Origin of the sequence: Paenibacillus sp. FSL H3-0286, assembly GCF_045040705.1 — a bacterium.
Lineage (GTDB): Bacteria > Bacillota > Bacilli > Paenibacillales > Paenibacillaceae > Paenibacillus_AQ > Paenibacillus_AQ odorifer.
Map to the genome: position 1 here is coordinate 6,091,141 of NZ_CP150285.1, position 17,996 is coordinate 6,109,136.

Here is a 17,996-nt window from a genome sequence, read left to right on the forward strand (position 1 = left end):
ATAGAGTTTGGTTTATTTACTTATAACAACTCCAATCATAATATGATAAATCACACAGGGTGTCAACTTGAAATTTAAGGATTTAGCTGGAACAATCGATAGACAATAACAGCTGCCTGAGCACGAGTTGTATTGGCTTTAGGTGCAAAGTTATCTTTGCCCACACCTTGAATAATCTTTGCTCCGCTCATGAATTGTACAGCCTCACGAGCGTAGGCTGAAACATCAGCGGCATCATTGAAATTCACTGGCTGGTCCACTTCCACGACCGTAAGCTTAGCGAGCTGTGCTGCACGATAAGCCATCAACGCCATTTCCTCACGGCTAATTGTTTCATTAGCACCGAAGGTTCCATCAGATCTGCCCTGAATAATTCCTAGCTGCTGAGCAGCAGCAACGGAGCTGTAGTACCAAGCATCCAGCGAAACATCCTTAAATGTACTTGCCGCATTACCTTCCTCTAGCTCTAATGCAAGCATCAGCATCTTTAGGAACTGTGCCCGAGTTACATTCAGCTGTGGCCCGAAATTATGATCTCCGGTGCCATTCAGGATGTCTCTGGCGGCGAGGGCTTGAATGCTATTTTGTGCCCAGCCTAGTCCAGCGATATCCTTAAAGGAATTTTCCGCATATCCTACTGCGAATCTGCTGGAATTGTCTGGTCTAAAGATGATCTTGCCAGTTGTCAGATTAAACTGAGAGTTTCTAACCACCTCCACAGTCCCGTCTTCACGGATTTGGTAGACTACTATTTGTTCTACACCTGAAGTTGTCTTTGGTTTGTAATCCCGTTCAACCTTCAGTCCACGCCCAAAGCTGTCAAACTGTTTGCCATCAACAAAGAACTTAAACTCATAAATATCCCCGACATCTGTCTGAAGCGACAGTGTCTTCGCGTCAACTTTGCCAACTACAAGCTTAACGCTTACGGCGTCAGATCCTGCCATCGCAAGAAGCAGGTCAGCATTTATTCGGAACGTAGACAATCCCATGTCTATTTCTAAAAGTTGAATTGCTTTTGCTCCCGCTCCAGCCAACTCACGAGCTGGCAAGGTCAGTTCAACCACCGAGCTGGCAGAGGATGGCTTCACTGTGATTCTCAATACTCCATTCTGCATTGAGCCAATTGCTTGTTGCAGAATCGCTGAGGATACCTCTGCAATAGCTTTACCATTCACATCCGCTGTCACGGAAAGAGTAACTCCATCTGCGTTCACAGTTGGTTCCGGTTGTTTCACTGGTTTGACTGTCGTTGAAGATGAAGTACCGCCCGATTCTGAAACCTGCGATTCTGCCTTAATCTCAATGGACATCGTGCCTACAACACCGGAGCCATCTTTAGCTGTCGCTCTCACGGTTACCGTGCCTGCTGCAATTGCAGTGAGCAAGCCGGTATCCGTAATAGTTGCTCGCTCAGTAGCTGATCCATCCTCATTCACTACTGACCAGCTCACTGCTGGATCGGATGCATGGTCCGGCAGGACTACAGCTGCCATTTGCAGGGTTTGCCCTGACTTGATTTCGCTCACATTATCTTTGGAGGAGACTTTTATCTCCATGACGGATATAGGAATGACATGAACAACCGACTGTGCCTCATGCAGGATGTCAAATTCAACATCTGTGTTGGATCCTCGGAAAGAAATAAATCCAAGCGGCACGGCGATTTCACGGGTTGTCTTCTTCGCTTTGAAGATCATTTCTAAGAATTCCGCATCATCGGTCAGGATATTACCTGCCTCCGTTCCAGCTACACTAACTGTTATTAGACCTGGACTGTCCTCATTAATATGAGTGATGCTGAATCCGTCTGGCAAGGTCTGAGCGGATACGAATTCCACACCAGATACGTCATAAGCCATGGTAAAGTCTACAGCATACACTTCCTTGTAGACGGAGGTAGTAACATTTGTAAGCCCTACACGGTAAGTGAAATCCTGTCCTGCCACCACTGTTACCGGTCCGTTCAGCGTTGCAGCGGGCAGATTACGGGCAATCTCATCTTGTCCGCTGATGTTAATCTCTAGGCTTCCGGATACTCCACTTCCATCTATAGCTCGCGCAGTTACTTGTACGCTACCGTTCTTTCTAGCTGTAAGCAAGCCCTTCTCATCAATAACCGCTTTATCCGTTGAGGTTACCCCATCTGCTTCAGTTACCGTCCAGATAACTTTAGGATTCGTCGCATTTTCTGGAAGCACAGAGGCTTGCAGCTGCAAGGCACTGCCCTTCGACTCAATGCTGCTAATTCCATCTTTACCCGCTAAAGTAATTGAAGAGACATGTACCGCAGGTATCTGCTCTTGTCCCACTAAAATCTTGGATTGCTGTGGATTCCAGCCATCACTTCCACCAAGCACAGCTTCAATCGTATAGGCAGCCGCCTCTTCTGCTGTTAATTGTTTGGACCAGCTGTAACGTGAAGCTGCATTAGCACCCTCTCCGTAACTTAAAAACTCAGAGAACCGTGCAGTTTTGGAACGACCTTCATACCATTCATGCCAGCCAGTAGCACGAATATGAGCTCCCATCTCCGTATTAATGAAGGTAGAGCTGCCGTATTCTCTCCATGGCCGGCCCAAATCAACGGTTCCAGCAGCAACGTCCTCACTGGCAGTTAGTCGATTATTGATGAACACATAACCAGGCTTACCCGCTGCCGTGGAAGGCGCAGTAACATAGCCAGCACCCGCACTTTGAATCACATTATTCTCGAATACAGCAGCGGAATTACCGAAGATAAAGTCCACTGTACCTTCAATATGGCTGTCAACGAAATAAGCTCTTCCCTTATCTGCGAACAGGGTATCCTGATATCCTAGAAGCTTAACATTTCTGTACACTCCCCGGTCTCCTTCAGCATATAAAGCGACTGCCTGACCGGCATCCCGCCCAGCACTGTTCTCAACCGTCATGTTCTCCAGTGTGAAATCAGTTGCAGCAGCCTTTAGTGTATAACTGCCGCTGGTGCCCATTTCTTTACCATCTGAGCCAATGGTTTTCGCGGAGTCACCGTTAATAAGTACGGTACCTTCCCGGCTCTCACCGATGATACTAATATTCATCTTACTAGAAGGTACAAGCACCTTCTCCTTATACGTGCCGTTCTTCACTTTAATAATCGTGGTTAGGGCACTATTATCAGGTGCTGCTTGAATAGCGTCATTAATCGTTTTATAATCTCCTGTCCCATTCTGAGCAACAATAATGACAGGAGCTGGAATTCCCTTGACCACCTCGGATGGAAGACTGGCACCCTTATCACCGATGGCGATTACCGCATATTGATAGGCAGTTCCGTTGATCAAGCCTTTATCGGTATAATCGGTTGCTTCGATGCCTTCGGCCACGACCGCATAGCTGCCACCGCTCTCCGAGCGTAGAATTTGATAGCTGCTAGCTCCATCAGCTACATTCCAAGTCAGATGGATATCAGTGTTGCCAGGCTCAGCACTAACTCCTTGTGGAGCCTGCGGCTGGCCGGAATTCTTGTATGGAACCGCTGAGGCAACAACTGAATCTAGACTACTACGGGTACCATTTATTGCTTTGACTTTGTAATAATACGGTGTTCCGTTTACGAGCCCACTATCAGTAAAGCTTGTGCCTGATAAATCAGACCCGAGCACTTCATAAGGACCTTTCGCCGATGAGGCACGTTTGACAATATACTGGCTCGCTTCCTCAATCGCTGGCCAGCTGAGTTTCATTACACTGTCACCAGCTTCAATGGAAACCACAGGCGTTCCCAAAGGAGATTGCGGAGTAGCTTCAACAGGCGCTGATTCTTTTCCCTCTCCGGCCACATTTGTTGCAGATACGACGTAACGGTAGGTTTGCCCGTTGGCCAGACCTCCGACGCGGTAAGTTGTGCCGGCGATTTCTTTTGCCACGAGTTCATAGCTGCCTGAAGTCTCATTCCACTTCTTGATGCTGTAGCTGGCTGCATTCTCCACAGCATTCCAGCTGAGATCCAGCTGAGTATTCCGGCTTACAGCCGCGAACGATTCTGGCGCAGGCAATTTCACCGCCAAAGCGGATGGGGTAATACTAATTTCATTGGAATTTCCCGATTCACCAGTCGGCGCCATCGCCGAGATAACATAATAATAGGTAGTTTCGTTGGTAACTTCAGTATCAATATATGATGTCTCTGTAATAGCGTTGGCAATAGTCTCATAAGGCCCCCCTCTCTTAAGACTTCTCTTAATATTGTAGGAAGTTGCCCCTTCAAGAGCAGGCCAGGATAGCTGGGCTGCTTGGTTTCCTGGAAGTCCAGTCAGTCCAAGCGGTGTTTCAATCGGCTCAACATAGATCTTTAAATTATCTAAGTAATAATTTCCTGAGCCGCCGCCTGGAGTCTTGGACAAAATACGCCCAATGCCATAGCTGGCGAAATTCGTAGTTGTGAACGGAAAAGAGCCCGCAGGCTGATCATCAATATATACATCCACTTTATCGTTGTTCACATCCACCTTTAGCTTCAGGTTATACCATTGTTTTAGGGAATAAGAGTTCATCAGTTGATGATACTGACTGCTCCCCCTGCTCATGGTTAGCGTATATTTACCTGTAGCTTCAGGAAGCGTTGGCTTTCTGCTCTCAATGGAGAATGCCGTTTTGCTTCCATCTGTACTCTGGGCCTGCAGGAACACCGAGGTTCCCGATTCTGTCGCAAACATAAAGTCAGTGTCAATAACGAGTGCACCCGTAATTGGCGCGAATTTGCGGATAAACTGCACGCTGCCGTTCGCACCATCGAACACATTCAACACTTGATCTGACGTATTCCCCTTACTGTCAGACGGTGTGGGAGATACAATAACCTTTTGAATTTCAGTCTGTGGATTTGGAGTCACATCATAATACTCTGGTGTCACACCCACAGCAACCTGTTCAAAGTCTTCATCCACATAATACACATTACCTGCTTCACCTTCAGCCGTAGCGCTGGCCTCATCGGAATCAAAGCTTTCACCAAGCTCATTCACAGCACTGACCACGTAGTAATAAGTTTTTCCGGAGCTGAGTCCGGAATCAGTATACAGGCTATCTTTAATTTCAGTATTGATCGTCTTGTATGGACCGCCTGAAACCTCACTACGTTTAACACTATACGACTTGGCAGAACCAACATCCTCCCAGTTCAGCTTCACTTTTTCCTCACCTGCTGTCGCTGTAAGACCACGGGGCGCAGTAGGAAACTGATCACTAAGCGGTTTCAGCTCCACCTCACTGAAGACAGATGCATTATAACGATTAACCTCGTTATCTACCTTAGCGGCATCGGCTGCAAGACCAAAATAAACCGTATCATTCAGGTCAAGCTTCACCGTGCCTACCTTGCTCCATGTTACTTTATCCGGCGATACCAGACCTGTCACTTCATTACCAAGACGAACCAGCTTCACCCAATAAGGTGTATTGATGAAGCTGTCCGGTTCTGTTTTTACCACCTTGGCTCCTGTGGTGGAGCGGGTAATCATAACTCCCTTCTTGCCATATTTGACATAAGGGATTGCCAGCATTGTCATTTTAGAGTTCTCATTGAGATTATCACGAATCATGACACCTGCTTTGGCATAATCGTCAGTTCCCGTTACGGAGTCGATTCTAGCAATAATTTCACCATTGCCTGTCAGGGTTTGATAAGCAAAATGAAAATTATCAACAGCCGTTTCGCTCTCTGATGTTGCTCCGATAAGTCCAGCCGATTTGAGCGTAATCTTCCCGCTATCCGGATGAAGCGTAGTCACTCCCGCTATCCCTGGATGGCCAATATCCACCGAAGTCCAAGGAAGAACGGATCCAGACGTGTTGACATGAATAGCCACGTTATCAGATTGTGTCTTGAGACCCTTATTGTCTATAGCCTGAACAACGAGGTAATAGGTACCATCCTGCACATTGTTCCAATCGAAACTATAAGGTGCTGTGGTAGCTTCGGCTTGCTTCACACCATTAACGATAAATTCCACCTTAGCAATACCATCACTATCACTGGCAGAGGCTGTAACCTTCACATTGTTGCCTGACTCTATGATTTGGTTATTCACAGGATAATTGATAGCGGTTACAGGATTGTCTGTATGCTCATTCCCTGCTTTTCCCAAAACAATCAGATCATTCAGATACACTTCTAGATTCGTATAGCCCTCCGCAGATAACGTCGTCTTCTTACCATCCTCAGAATCGGTAGGGTCTAGTCCATTAGCAATCTCCCAGCTGTCATCCATACCGTCATGATCCATGTCGATTACATTGGAAGCTGTCTCTGTATAGTCTGGGTAACCGCCTATTTCAATAGGTGAATTAATATGCTGTCCAGTGCGATTCTTCACATCATTAATGACCCGCGCATCGTAAGCATCACGCCTTGGCAAAGTGGCACCGGCATCCGCCATTACATTTGCGTAGGCTTCTTCCGCCGACACTGCCGCATAGGGGTTAGGCATCTTTGCCGGCTCCGTAAGCTTAGAGATATCCGAATACTTTTGCACACCCTTCCAGTTGTCTTCAGTAACCTTCGGATTACCATCCATGATGTTCCCATCTATAAACAACCGGGTTTCTGGTGACACTTCCCCAAACAATTGATTTTTTACACTGGTGTAGGTGTTTGGACCATTTTTATAATAATTGTTAGTGATATTATATCGATAATCTTCTGCTCCCCCACCATAGGTCGAAGCGAATCCCCAGTTATAGATAACGTTATTAGACATTTCCGTCAGGTCCACCAATTTGGTCACCGTCGGCAAACGGGGGTTGCGGCTGGTGCTATGAGCAATCAGATTGTGAAGGAAACTGGCATTTTTGCCACCCCAGATTCCTCCGTAGCCGTGACGTCCCTTTTGGTGTGTCGTCATCAGCATGCTTTCAGCGGATATCGACCATTGCACAGTAGTATTCTCGTTATCATACAGACTGACCACTTCATCCACCGACCAGCTGAATGAGCTATGATCGATAATGAGATCCTTATGGTACCTTGATCCAAAAGCATCATCTTCACTAGCTACCCGGTCGCCTAACCGGAAACGCATATAGCGCATAATAATATTGTCAGCTTCAACAGAGGTTGTGTAGTCGGCAATTGTAATTCCGTCACCTGGAGCCGTTTGCCCGGCAATCGTCAGATTTGAGCCGGTAATCTTGAGGGATTCCTTCAGATGGATGGTTCCCCCCACTCGAAAAACAATGGTCCGATTACTTTGGCTTACCGCATCGCGGAAGGAGCCGGGGATCGGAGTTTCCTTGATACCATAATCAGCCAACGTCGTTACTTCATACACAGGTTGAGCTCTTCCGCCGGTTACATATTTGCCGCCGCCTTCCGCGCCCGGAAAAGCAGGAAGCGCTTCCAAAGAAGCGGCCTCGACACCACCAAATGGCATACATGTTGCAAGAAGACTCGCAACCAGCGCCCCGGATAACCATTTTCTCTTCATACAAGACCTCCTAATATCTATTGGAATAAGAAGGGGGCCCTGTCCTCAGAGCAACCCCTTCCTTAGTAAAGCCGTGTGTATTATTCCTTGCCCTGATAACGGAAATATGCGAAATCAGCACTGCTGCCACCGAACTGCTGCATATCATGCGCCGCAATGCCAACAAAGTTCCCAGTGAAGCCTCCCGACAAAAAGCTGATATTCTGCGGATCGCCAAGTGGCTTCCACTCCGTATCGTCACCCTTAAGATAAACAAATTGCCCAGTCACTTCCTGCACCTCAACCGCGATCCGCACTGTCTCCCTTGCATTTAGTTCAATCATTACAGGCTCCGCAGTGAATTCATCGCGCTGACAGCGCATTAACCGCAGCACCTTGCCACGTCCTTCTTCATGGCTGATATACGCATAAAGATAGTTATCCTCATTCAGGTATAACAGTAGTCCTGCCATCTGCAGATAAGTATTCGGTTCATATTCAAGCGCTGTTTCAGCGCGGAAGCTTATATCCGTCTGGCGAATAGCCAGAATATGATGCTCAAACAGACTCTGCACGGACTCCCCGGCCCTGATTCTTAACCAGCCCGGTCTTTCAGCAAGGGAACACCAGCTTTCATTCATAGGAATCCGCAATGTATTCCAGTTCTTTTTCAATTCTGGGCCGTTAAAATCATCCTCAAATTCAAGCGTCCGCACTTGGTTCAGGAACTGTGTTCCTTTAGGTGCTGGTACCTTGAGCTGTGGTGTATTTCCGCCTGAGGTTAGTCTTAACCAGCCCTCCTCATTCCAGTGCACCTGCTGAACGGCAGTCTCTCTCCCCAGTATGGCGTATTCGCCTTCAAGGGGTCGCGTACACAAATGGGCCATATACCATTCACCTTCTGGTGTCTCTACCAGACTTCCATGGCCTGCACATTGAAGCGGCAGCTCGGGATTATCCCGTGAGGTCAACATCGGATTGAGCGGATCCACCTCATACGGACCAAGCAGCGCCTTGGAGCGCGCTACGGTTACGGCATGCCCCGATCCAGTGCCGCCTTCTGCCGTAATTAAGTAGTAATAACCTCCCCGCTTGTAAATATGCGGCGCTTCCGTCTTCTTCAGCGGCGTGCAATCAAAGATTTTCACAGGTTCACCTATTAATTGGCACTGCTCTGGATCGTACTCCTGAATTACAATCCCGCAGGACTTATTGCCTTCCGTAATCCGGTAATCCCACAGCTCATTCAGCAGCCATTTGCGCCCATCCTCATCATGGTACAGAGATGGATCGAACCCGCTGCTGTTTAGGTATACCGGTTCAGACCAAGGTCCCTCAATACCCTCCGCAGTGATCAGATAGTTATGACAGTCTTTAAAAGGCCGTTTGGTGCTCTTAACATCGGTATAAATCAGATAAAACAAACCGTCATAATAACTAAGCTGTGGAGCCCAGATACTGCAATTTTTCGGATTTCCCCGCAGATCTACCTGATGAGTCAGAATATCTGTGCAATGCTCCCAGTCTGCTAAGTCCGCTGATTGATACACCCTCACACCGGGCAGCCATTCAAAAGAAGAAACAGCAATATAGTACATCTCCCCCGCTCTTACAATACAAGGGTCAGGATTGAAGCCTTTTAATATGGGATTGTGAATAACTCCAGTCTGAATATTATCTGTAATCATCTTCATACTCCTTCCTATTTCCATACATCCGCACCCTTCACCCTAAGCAAATCTGCGGTCTATCCTGTCAATTATCAGTCTGTCTGCTCACTTAGATCTTCCTGTGACGGGATAACGGTTACCTGCTGCACTAATTCTTCCACTTTACGGGTGTTTCTCGATTGGCAGCCGGTGATATCTACCGTTTCTCCATTTTCAATATAAAAAGCCGGTCCTTCATGATTCTCGATCGTCACTTGGCGGAAGCGGATATCTCTTACGTTGCCCAGATAAAACCCACGGTTGTTCATATCCTGGATTCCTGACATCATGGCTGGACGACCAGGGATTGCATTCTCTGCCATGGAAATATCAATATCGGAAAAGGTAATTTCTGAAATGTATTGCTCCGCAAGGCCGTAAAGAAAACCTGCAGCCGCGTGAACATTCCGAGCAGTAATATTAGCAAAATGAATCCGTCGGAAGCAGGGGGTCTCCTCCGTCACCGGATAAGGATTCTTATCCCATACATATTTGTCCTTACCACGTGGTCCGCAGAAATAATAAAGATTAAGAATAAACGGACAGATCACGTCCTCCATCACGATATTGCTGACACGAATATCTTCGACAACACCTCCGCGCCCGCGTCTGGACTTCAGCCGAATGCCGCGGTCCGTCTGCTTGAACACGCAATTGCTGATCACGATATTACGGATATCTCCGCTCATTTCGCTTCCCAGCACCACACCGCCATGACCATGAATCATCGTGCAGTTAGTTATCGTGATATTCTCGCAGGCAACCCGCTCCTTCGTATCCTCCGTCCCTGCTTTAATGGCGATGCAGTCATCACCCACATCGATATTGCAGTTGCTGATGCGGACATTCACACAGGATTCTGGGTCAATACCGTCTGTATTAGGCGAATCCGCCGGATTATAGATCGACAGATTATCAATCGTAACATCATGGCAACAGATAGGATTCACAGTCCAGCTTGGGGAGTTCACGAGTGTCAGATCTCTGAGCGTGACTCTACGGCAGTTGTCGAAGCTGATAAGCTTCGGGCGGGGATACAGCAGTGAATCAGGAGAATTCCGATGTTTATCCCACCAAGGTGCGCCCCTTCCATCCAGCTTGCCTGCACCTGTAACCGATACATTCTCTAGATTTATTCCAAAAATACATGAAGCATGGACGTTCTGCTTCACACCCTCCCAACGGGAATCCACCACCGGATAATCGTTAGGATCAGAGCTGAAGCTAAGCACAGCTCCAGGACTGAGCTTCAGCTCAATATTGCTTTTCATGAAGATAGCACCCGTCTGATAGTGCCCGGAAGGAACATAAACTGTTCCTCCCCCTGCCTCGCTTGCCGCATGAATGGCACTGGCTATCGCTTCCGTTGAAGGCTCTGCACTATTAGGATGCGCTCCGTAGTCATTTATATTGTAGATAGACATGTGCTTCACTCGCTTCCTTTCGTCACGGCGGGACGCTGCAAATATTCATATTCTCCACAAGCCAGGAGAAATGCGCCAAGCCCCTTCTGATCATTGGTTACGATCGGTTCACTGATATAATAGGCGTAAGTACCATCTCTCCGGTCCTCACCACCGAGTCCAGCGACCTGGCAGTTTTTATTCAGGTTAACCCAGCCATTTTTGGTTTCCAGCACAAATTCAGCAATAAGACCTTGATAAGCACGGTCAAGAGTCTCGAACCAACTATCATCGAGTACACCAATCCGAATGCCCTTAGCCATTGCATAGGTGATCATGCTAGAGGCGGAAGCCTCCAAATAATTGCCTTTACGGCCGCCCATGTTTACAACCTGATACCATACTCCAGCATCCGCATCCTGAACCTGACGAAGCGCTGTCAGCGTATCTGTCAGTATACGTGCCACGATCTCATAATCCGCGTGTTCCTTAGGGAGCATGCCGAGTACATCCACTAGCGCCATCACATACCACCCCAGCGAACGCCCCCAAAAGTTCGGAGACAACCCCGTTTCAGGATCGCACCACGGCTGTACCCGCTTTTCATCCCATGCGTGAAACAGGAGACCCGTCTCAGCATCCTTGGTATGACGCTCGCACAGAATAAATTGCCGGGTCACATCGTCCAAACCCTTGCCGCCTTCATACTCAAGTAAATACTCCAGATAGAAAGGAGAGCCCATATACAAGCCATCCAGCCAAATCTGATAAGGATATACATTCTTATGCCAAAACGCACCTTCTGAGGTTCGAGGATGCGTTGTTATCTGCTTTCTTAATAAATCTGCAGCCATTTTATATTTCGCTAACCCAGTTTCTTTATGGAGCACAAATAGGATCTTTCCGTTATTTAAGTGATCAATATTATGTTCGCTCAGGCGATATCCCTTCACAGAGCCGTCTTCCTCAATAAAATAATCCATATTATCTTTGATGAATTGATAATATTTAACCTGCCCGGTCTGTCTCCACAGCAGCTCAAAACCCTTCAAGATGACTCCATAATCATAAGACCATTTTCCATGATATCCGTTATCCTCATATAATCTTGGCGTTCGCTCCATAATCGAATCTGCCATTCGAACACCCCAGCCCATACTCCTAAGTGCATTGTTGTCTTTCATTTTTTCCTCCTGTTTGAATAGATATGGTCCTAAACGCAGCCTCCCCATTTAGGACCCCTCTACTATTTTCTTAGAATATAGTCTGTAGTACTTCTTAAGGATTTACAGCTTTATAAGCAGCTTCATATTCAGTAATGATTTTGCTGCCGCCGGATTTCTTCCACTTTTCAACCTCAGCTTTAAATCCGTCCAAATCAATTTTGCCTAGGATATATTTATAAGTGGCATCTGTCATAATCTTCTGCAACTCAGATCCTTGAGTAGAATAGGTCTCAGATTCCAGAGAGTAAGCAGGATTCAGTACAGCATATTTAGCATTCTCAACGATCAGCTTATCAGCTTCAACTTTGAGTGGATCAGCATCATGGATAATGAATCCATTCTCTAATGGACGAGATGCCGAAAATGGCTGAACTTCTTGCTTCCAGAGATCTGTATCCTTAATCGTAACCGCTTGTTCTCCATCGATTGTATAGTGGACATCCTTAATACCATAAGTCATCAAGCCATAGACATCTTCATTCATAAGATCATTAACAAATTTCAAGATCCGTCTTAACTCATTTTCATCCTTGACTTCGGATTTCGGGAAAGACAACAGTCCCCCAATTCCGTTATTACCAGCCCAGATGGCGCGATCCGCTTCATTACCGGTGGAAGTGATATCGTTAACCATAACCAAATCCATACCATCCTGTATGCCTTTAGACAGATTCAGCAGGTTCTTGCTGTCAAACAAGGCACCCACATAAATTCCAGCCTTTCCTTGCGCAAAATTCTGCTGCTGATCTGTTTTAGCCGTCACAGCGAAATCCTGATTGATATAACCACCATCATAAAGAGTCTTCATATAATCCATGGTCTTGACATAAGCCTCTGTATCGAACTCCGGTGTCATTTTACCCGCATCATCTACACTCCAATAGTTCGGTGTTCCAAAGTATGAGCCCAATGTCTTAAATGCTCCATATACAAGATCGCTGCGGTCCATGAAGCCTGTGGTATCCTTTTTGCCATTACCATCAGGGTCTTTTTCGGTAAACGCTTTCGCAACTTCCATCAACTCATCTGTTGTTTTTGGAACCTGCAGTCCAAGCTTATCCAGCCAATCTTTACGGAGAACAACGCCGTTTCTAGCCAAGGACTTCTGGAAAGGAACCCCGTACAGCTTACCTGCAATCGATGCCGATGTACGTGTATCCTGTGAAATTTTAGCCAAATTCGGGAACTCATCAAGATAAGGACTTACTTCCCAGAACATGCCGGCCTTCAGTGCATTACGTACAGAAGAGTTATCAAGAATAGTCAGGGTAACGATGTCTGCTAGGGAATTCGATGCTAATGAAGTATTAATACGTTCTTCTTTGGAAGGATCCGGAATCCATGAGAATTCAATCTCTGTATTCGTCAATTCTTCAATTTTGTCCAGAATAGGACCCGTTGGTGTTGTAGACGTTTGTAAAATGTTCAGCCAGCTAATCTTTGCTTTAGCATCTAGCACATCTGCAGGTGCAGCAGTTGTTTTAGCCGTTGAATTCGTTCCCTCATTTGAAGAATTTGACTCCTTCGCGTTATTGCCTCCTCCGCATGCAGTGAGTACTAACCCGCTACACAACATTAAGGCTGCAATTTTTTTGTAATTGCGATTCATCAACATTACCCCTTTTACTAATGTATTTGTGTTGTATCTTCCACCTCTGCCCTTAAGGCAGAGGTAAGAATTCAGCATACTGTGAAGCCTAGTAAACACCATCTTCGCCGATTTTTTTGGCTAACTTGTTCGACAGCATAACGAGAATCAAGCCAACCACACCCTTGAACAGACCTACTGTGGTACTGAAACTCAATTGTCCGTTCTTTAAACCAGCTGTATAGATATAGGTATCGAAAATTTCTCCAACTTCGCGGTTCAAGGAATTGATCAGCAAGTACATATGCTCAAAGCCCAGATCCAGCGTGTGGCCAATCTTCAGAATAAGCAAGGTAATAATGATTGGGCGAATTGCCGGCAGGGTGATATGCCATGTTTTGCGCAATCTTGCCGCTCCATCCATCTCAGCTGCTTCATATAACTGCGTATCCACTACGGTAATGGCTGCCAAATAAATAATGGTTGACCAACCAATTTCTTTCCAAATGATCTGTCCGATATACACGGTACGCAACCACTCAGGAGAAGTCAAAAAGCTGATCTTCTGCATCCCAAGGGCCGCCAACATCTCATTCAGCACCCCTCCATCCACATTCATAAATACATAGGAAATGGAGACGATGATAACCCATGACATGAAATGGGGGATATAAATAATCGTTTGAATGGTGCTCTTAAATAACTTGTGCTGAACTTCGTTAAGCATCAGCGCCACTATAATAGGTAGTGGGAAGAAAATAACAATGTTTAATGCAAACAGGATAAGTGTATTACTCAATAGCATAAAGAAGGTAGGTTCTGTAAACAATCGGACGAAATGCTTAAACCCTACCCACGGGCTATCCGCTATACCCAGAAACGGCTGATAGTCCTGAAATGCAATGATAAGACCGCCCATAGGCAGGTACTTAAAAATAACAAAATACAAAAATCCCGGGAGTATCATCAGATACAATAACTTGTTTCTTTTTAAACTCAGCCAGCTAGGCCCCGTTCGCTTTTTTCTTACTGGATTAACTTTCGTGTTCAGCATGGTGACGTTTGCCTCTTTCACCTGATCGGCCTCCTTGATCGCGTTTCTTTACGATTCCCAGATTACGATCATTCGTCCATTACGTATATAATCATCAGATACTGATACTCCAAGAACCCTACAGCTATAAGGTTTTCCAGGCCCGTGCATCTTATAGTGATTACTACAATACATAAAGATCATCTATGCCTTATCACGCTTTTTCCTCCCAAAACAAAGCCCAAGCTAATGATTATATACGGAATAACAGACCCCTGTTAAAGTTTCAATGAAACGATTACAAGGAGGATATCTGCATGTCGCAATCATCTTTTAAAAAAGAAAATATGGGTAGCCGGCTGTTTACTATTGTAAATACCACACTGCTTACACTCATTGCCCTAGCCTGTCTTTTACCCTTTGTCAATGTGTTTGCCAGTTCCTTTGCTTCAACACAGGAGGTAGTAGAAAAAAGCTTCATCCTGTTCCCGACGACATTCTCTTTGGATGCTTACCGTTATATACTGTCAACGCCTACTATTTTTAAAGGGCTTGGCGTATCCATCGGTGTAACCTTAGTGGGTACAGTTGTCAGTATGGTTCTTACCTCTTTAATGGCTTATGGATTATCTAGAAAATATCTATACGGAAGAGATTTCATCAATTTCGTAATCGTGTTCTCCATGCTCTTCAGCGGGGGAATGATCCCTACTTTCCTGGTAGTTAAATATTTCGGATTAATCGATTCCTACTGGTCCATGATCATGCCTGTTGCGATCAATGCTTTTAACCTGATCATCATGCGTAACTTCTTCCAGGCGCTGCCGGAAGGGCTAGAGGAATCAGCCAAGATTGACGGCTCTAATGATTTTGGTGTATTTTTCAAAATCATGCTTCCGCTGGCGATGCCATCTATCGCGACCCTCTCCTTGTTCTACGGGGTAGCTTACTGGAACACTTATATGAGTGCAATTTTATATATGACAGACTCCACTAAGTGGCCTATTCAAGTCCTGCTGCGCCAAATTGTTATCGTCGCCAGCGGGATGCAGGGAGATAATGCTTCTGTTGATATTATCCCACCTGCTCAAACCATCAAAATGGCGGTTATCGTAGTCGCAACCGTTCCAATGCTGCTCGCCTATCCTTTCGTACAAAAACACTTCACCAAAGGAGCCCTGCTGGGTTCTGTAAAAGGCTAAAACATTGCAGCTGCACAAACAGCCAGCCCCGGTCTCCCGGGGCTGGCTGTTTGTGTTCAGCGCCTTACTTCTCCTGTTTCTGGGTTCGGTATGCACCTGGTGTTACATGTTCTTTTTTACGGAAGGATCGAATAAAGTTCTGTGGATTATGGTACTGCAGCCTTTCAGCAATCTCTTTAATGGTCATATCCGTTTCCACCAGCCACTTCTTAGCCATTTCCAGACGATAGTTCATTAGATACTCGCTAAACGTCATCCCGTACTCTTTTTTGAAAATACTGCTTAAATAGTTCGGACTGTAATGGAGGCGATCACCAATTAATTCTAGCGTTAAGTCCTGATCAAATTCCGAGCGGACAATCACCGCAATTTTATCGGATAAGAGGCGGAACTGACGGTCTGTCTTCTCCTTAACGCTGGTCACCATCGGATGGATAACTTCTTTGACCAAAATGCGTTCGATCTCTTCCGGATTACGGATGTCTAACAATCGGTGATACAACGTAGAATTGTCCTCTGTCAGCAGAACCTCTACACCCAGCAGCTGCTCCAGCTGAATCAGATTGTTGACGAAACGTATTAATGTGACTTCGAAATTCAAAGGGTTCTTACTGTGCTTCATCATTTCCCCGAGTAATGGATACAGAGAACAGGAGACTTGTTCTTCATCTCCAATCCGAATCGCGTCAAATAACTGGGACTCAAACTCAGACGGATAATGCAGTAGAACTGGACCCGAGATCACCTTCGATATATCCTCATAGAAGATGATAGACTCTTTGCCCAGATTTAAACGATGATGCAGCGCCTGCTTACTCATCTCGCAAGCTTCCCTACTAAACAATAAATTATCATAAAAATTGCTGATTCCAACGCTAATGGATAGTTTCAGGATCTCTCTAGCTGTTCGAATAATTGTCTTGGCATAGTCCAGTGCTATTCTCCGGTTCTCCTGTTCATTCGCTCCCTCAAAGATCAGGATAGTCGCTTGTGTACGGTCATTTAATAAGATAGGAATCATCCGCCTCTCCTGCGGAATCAGCTCTTCCACCAGTTTGTTAACCGCTACAAGCAGAAGATCCTTATCACTAGCCTGCCGTTCCCCATAGTTATCCAGCTGTATTAGCAGCGTTGCGTACACCGAATTCTGTGACAGCTCATAACCGAAACGAGGCAAACCCAGATTAAGCTCTTCTTGGGATATCCGGCTACGAAACAGATTTAGAATAAACTGAGTTTCCAACTTAGGCATCTCAGACTCAATCAGACCCTCTAGGCTTTCTTTCTCCGATAAGATGGTATCAATCGAATTAATAATCCAGTCTACCTCATTCTTAGGCTCTAGCTCCGCATTGGCAGGCAATAATCGGCGCTGAATCTGCCGGAATGGCTTGGTGAAATACAAAGAGATCACATAAGCGACTACCGCAATCAACAACGTAATAAGCAGTACCATCATCACAATCCCGAATCGGGTTGTCTTTAGTGCATCAGAAATTTCTGATTTATCCAAAATAGTTACGTAAATCCAATTATTATAAGAAGATTTAGCATAAATAGCTTTTATCGATTGGTGATCAGCCCGCTCCATGGCAATCGTCCCCAATTGCCCCCCGCCTCCGGCAACATTAGTGATATGGCTAAGTTGATTATTAGTCAGCAGGGACTTTCCAGTTTCCGACTCATATAAAAGCTCACCCTCCCGGTTAAGAATAAACACCGGTGTGTTTCCTTCGGTCTGAAGGGTGCTCTGCAAGGTCTGAAGGGATATATCAGATAAGGCAATCGCCTGTTTGGTCTGTGAGAATACCGGCAGGGTATTTACAAAGCGGATACCCTTATCCGTCTTAACCCAAAACAACCCCCGGCTACGGTTATTAATATAGCTCTCATAAAGTGTCCTGCTCTCTTCTTCCGTTAAATGTGAAAGCTTACCATTGGAAATCTGCCATTTCTGCTCCAAACTGATTAGAGAATAATTAACAAAATCCATCCCCATGCTGGCAATGTAGTTAAGCTGGGAATTAATCTCGCGATACTTCTCAAAATCCTGCTCGGTGATCGGATTTTGCACGACCTCCCTGAAGGAACTGGTGGTACTGTAAGTATTAAAAGCGTATTCAATGGTCTGAATTTTCTGTTCCAGGGTGTTTTTAATTTGAGTAATTAAACTCTGTTTATCATCCGCTACTCTTTCATTTACCGAATTAATCGTCGTCAGATAAATATAGCCACCGAAGCTAATAACCAGGCCAATTCCCAGCACCAGAATAGGAACAAAAATCTTGTAGAATATCCTGCCTCTTTTCATGATAGACTCCTTAAGCATGTAATTATTTTCAATTATAGCGCTTCCAATAGGTTAAACCAAATGTTTTAAATGTGTATAATCGCAACCCTATTTT

The 17,996-nt window shown here is 45.6% G+C and carries 8 protein-coding genes; 1 reads left to right on the top strand and 7 read right to left on the bottom strand.

Going from position 1 to position 17,996, the window contains the following annotated elements:
- Positions 1-74 precede the first annotated feature (74 nt).
- The 6 genes from MHB37_RS27130 to MHB37_RS27155 all read right to left on the bottom strand — a co-directional run bounded on the left by MHB37_RS27130 (position 75) and on the right by MHB37_RS27155 (position 14,323).
- Positions 75-7,451: a pectinesterase family protein gene (locus MHB37_RS27130; RefSeq protein ID WP_405168710.1), complete on the bottom strand. Its 7,377-nt coding sequence runs from the start codon at positions 7,449-7,451 to the stop codon at positions 75-77.
- Positions 7,452-7,531: 80 nt separating this feature from the next.
- Positions 7,532-9,118: a glycoside hydrolase family 43 protein gene (locus MHB37_RS27135; RefSeq protein WP_339244935.1), complete on the bottom strand. Its 1,587-nt coding sequence runs from the start codon at positions 9,116-9,118 to the stop codon at positions 7,532-7,534.
- Between the two features lie 74 nt (positions 9,119-9,192).
- Entirely contained in the window at positions 9,193-10,563 is a 1,371-nt protein-coding gene (locus MHB37_RS27140) for a glycoside hydrolase family 28 protein (RefSeq protein WP_076130458.1), read from the bottom strand.
- A gap of 5 nt (positions 10,564-10,568) precedes the next feature.
- Positions 10,569-11,726, bottom strand: a complete 1,158-nt coding sequence (locus MHB37_RS27145; RefSeq protein WP_340392820.1) for a glycoside hydrolase family 88 protein — start codon at positions 11,724-11,726, stop codon at positions 10,569-10,571.
- A 94-nt stretch (positions 11,727-11,820) separates the two neighbouring features.
- The gene (locus MHB37_RS27150; protein WP_076130457.1) at positions 11,821-13,377 is read right to left on the bottom strand and encodes an extracellular solute-binding protein; all 1,557 of its coding nucleotides are present in this window, start codon (positions 13,375-13,377) and stop codon (positions 11,821-11,823) included.
- Between the two features lie 88 nt (positions 13,378-13,465).
- Complete coding sequence (locus MHB37_RS27155) at positions 13,466-14,323, bottom strand: ABC transporter permease (protein ID WP_370511181.1); 858 nt, start codon at positions 14,321-14,323, stop codon at positions 13,466-13,468.
- 383 nt (positions 14,324-14,706) lie between these two features.
- Between MHB37_RS27155 and MHB37_RS27160 the strand changes: the two genes are divergently transcribed.
- On the top strand, positions 14,707-15,591 hold the full coding sequence (locus MHB37_RS27160) for a carbohydrate ABC transporter permease (protein ID WP_076130456.1): 885 nt from the start codon (positions 14,707-14,709) through the stop codon (positions 15,589-15,591).
- Between the two features lie 64 nt (positions 15,592-15,655).
- Here MHB37_RS27160 and MHB37_RS27165 read toward each other — a convergent pair whose 3' ends face one another.
- Positions 15,656-17,902 carry an AraC family transcriptional regulator gene (locus MHB37_RS27165; RefSeq protein ID WP_076130455.1) on the bottom strand — a complete coding sequence of 749 codons (2,247 nt, stop codon included), beginning with the start codon at positions 17,900-17,902 and terminating at the stop codon, positions 15,656-15,658.
- Between the last annotated feature and the right edge of the window lie 94 nt (positions 17,903-17,996).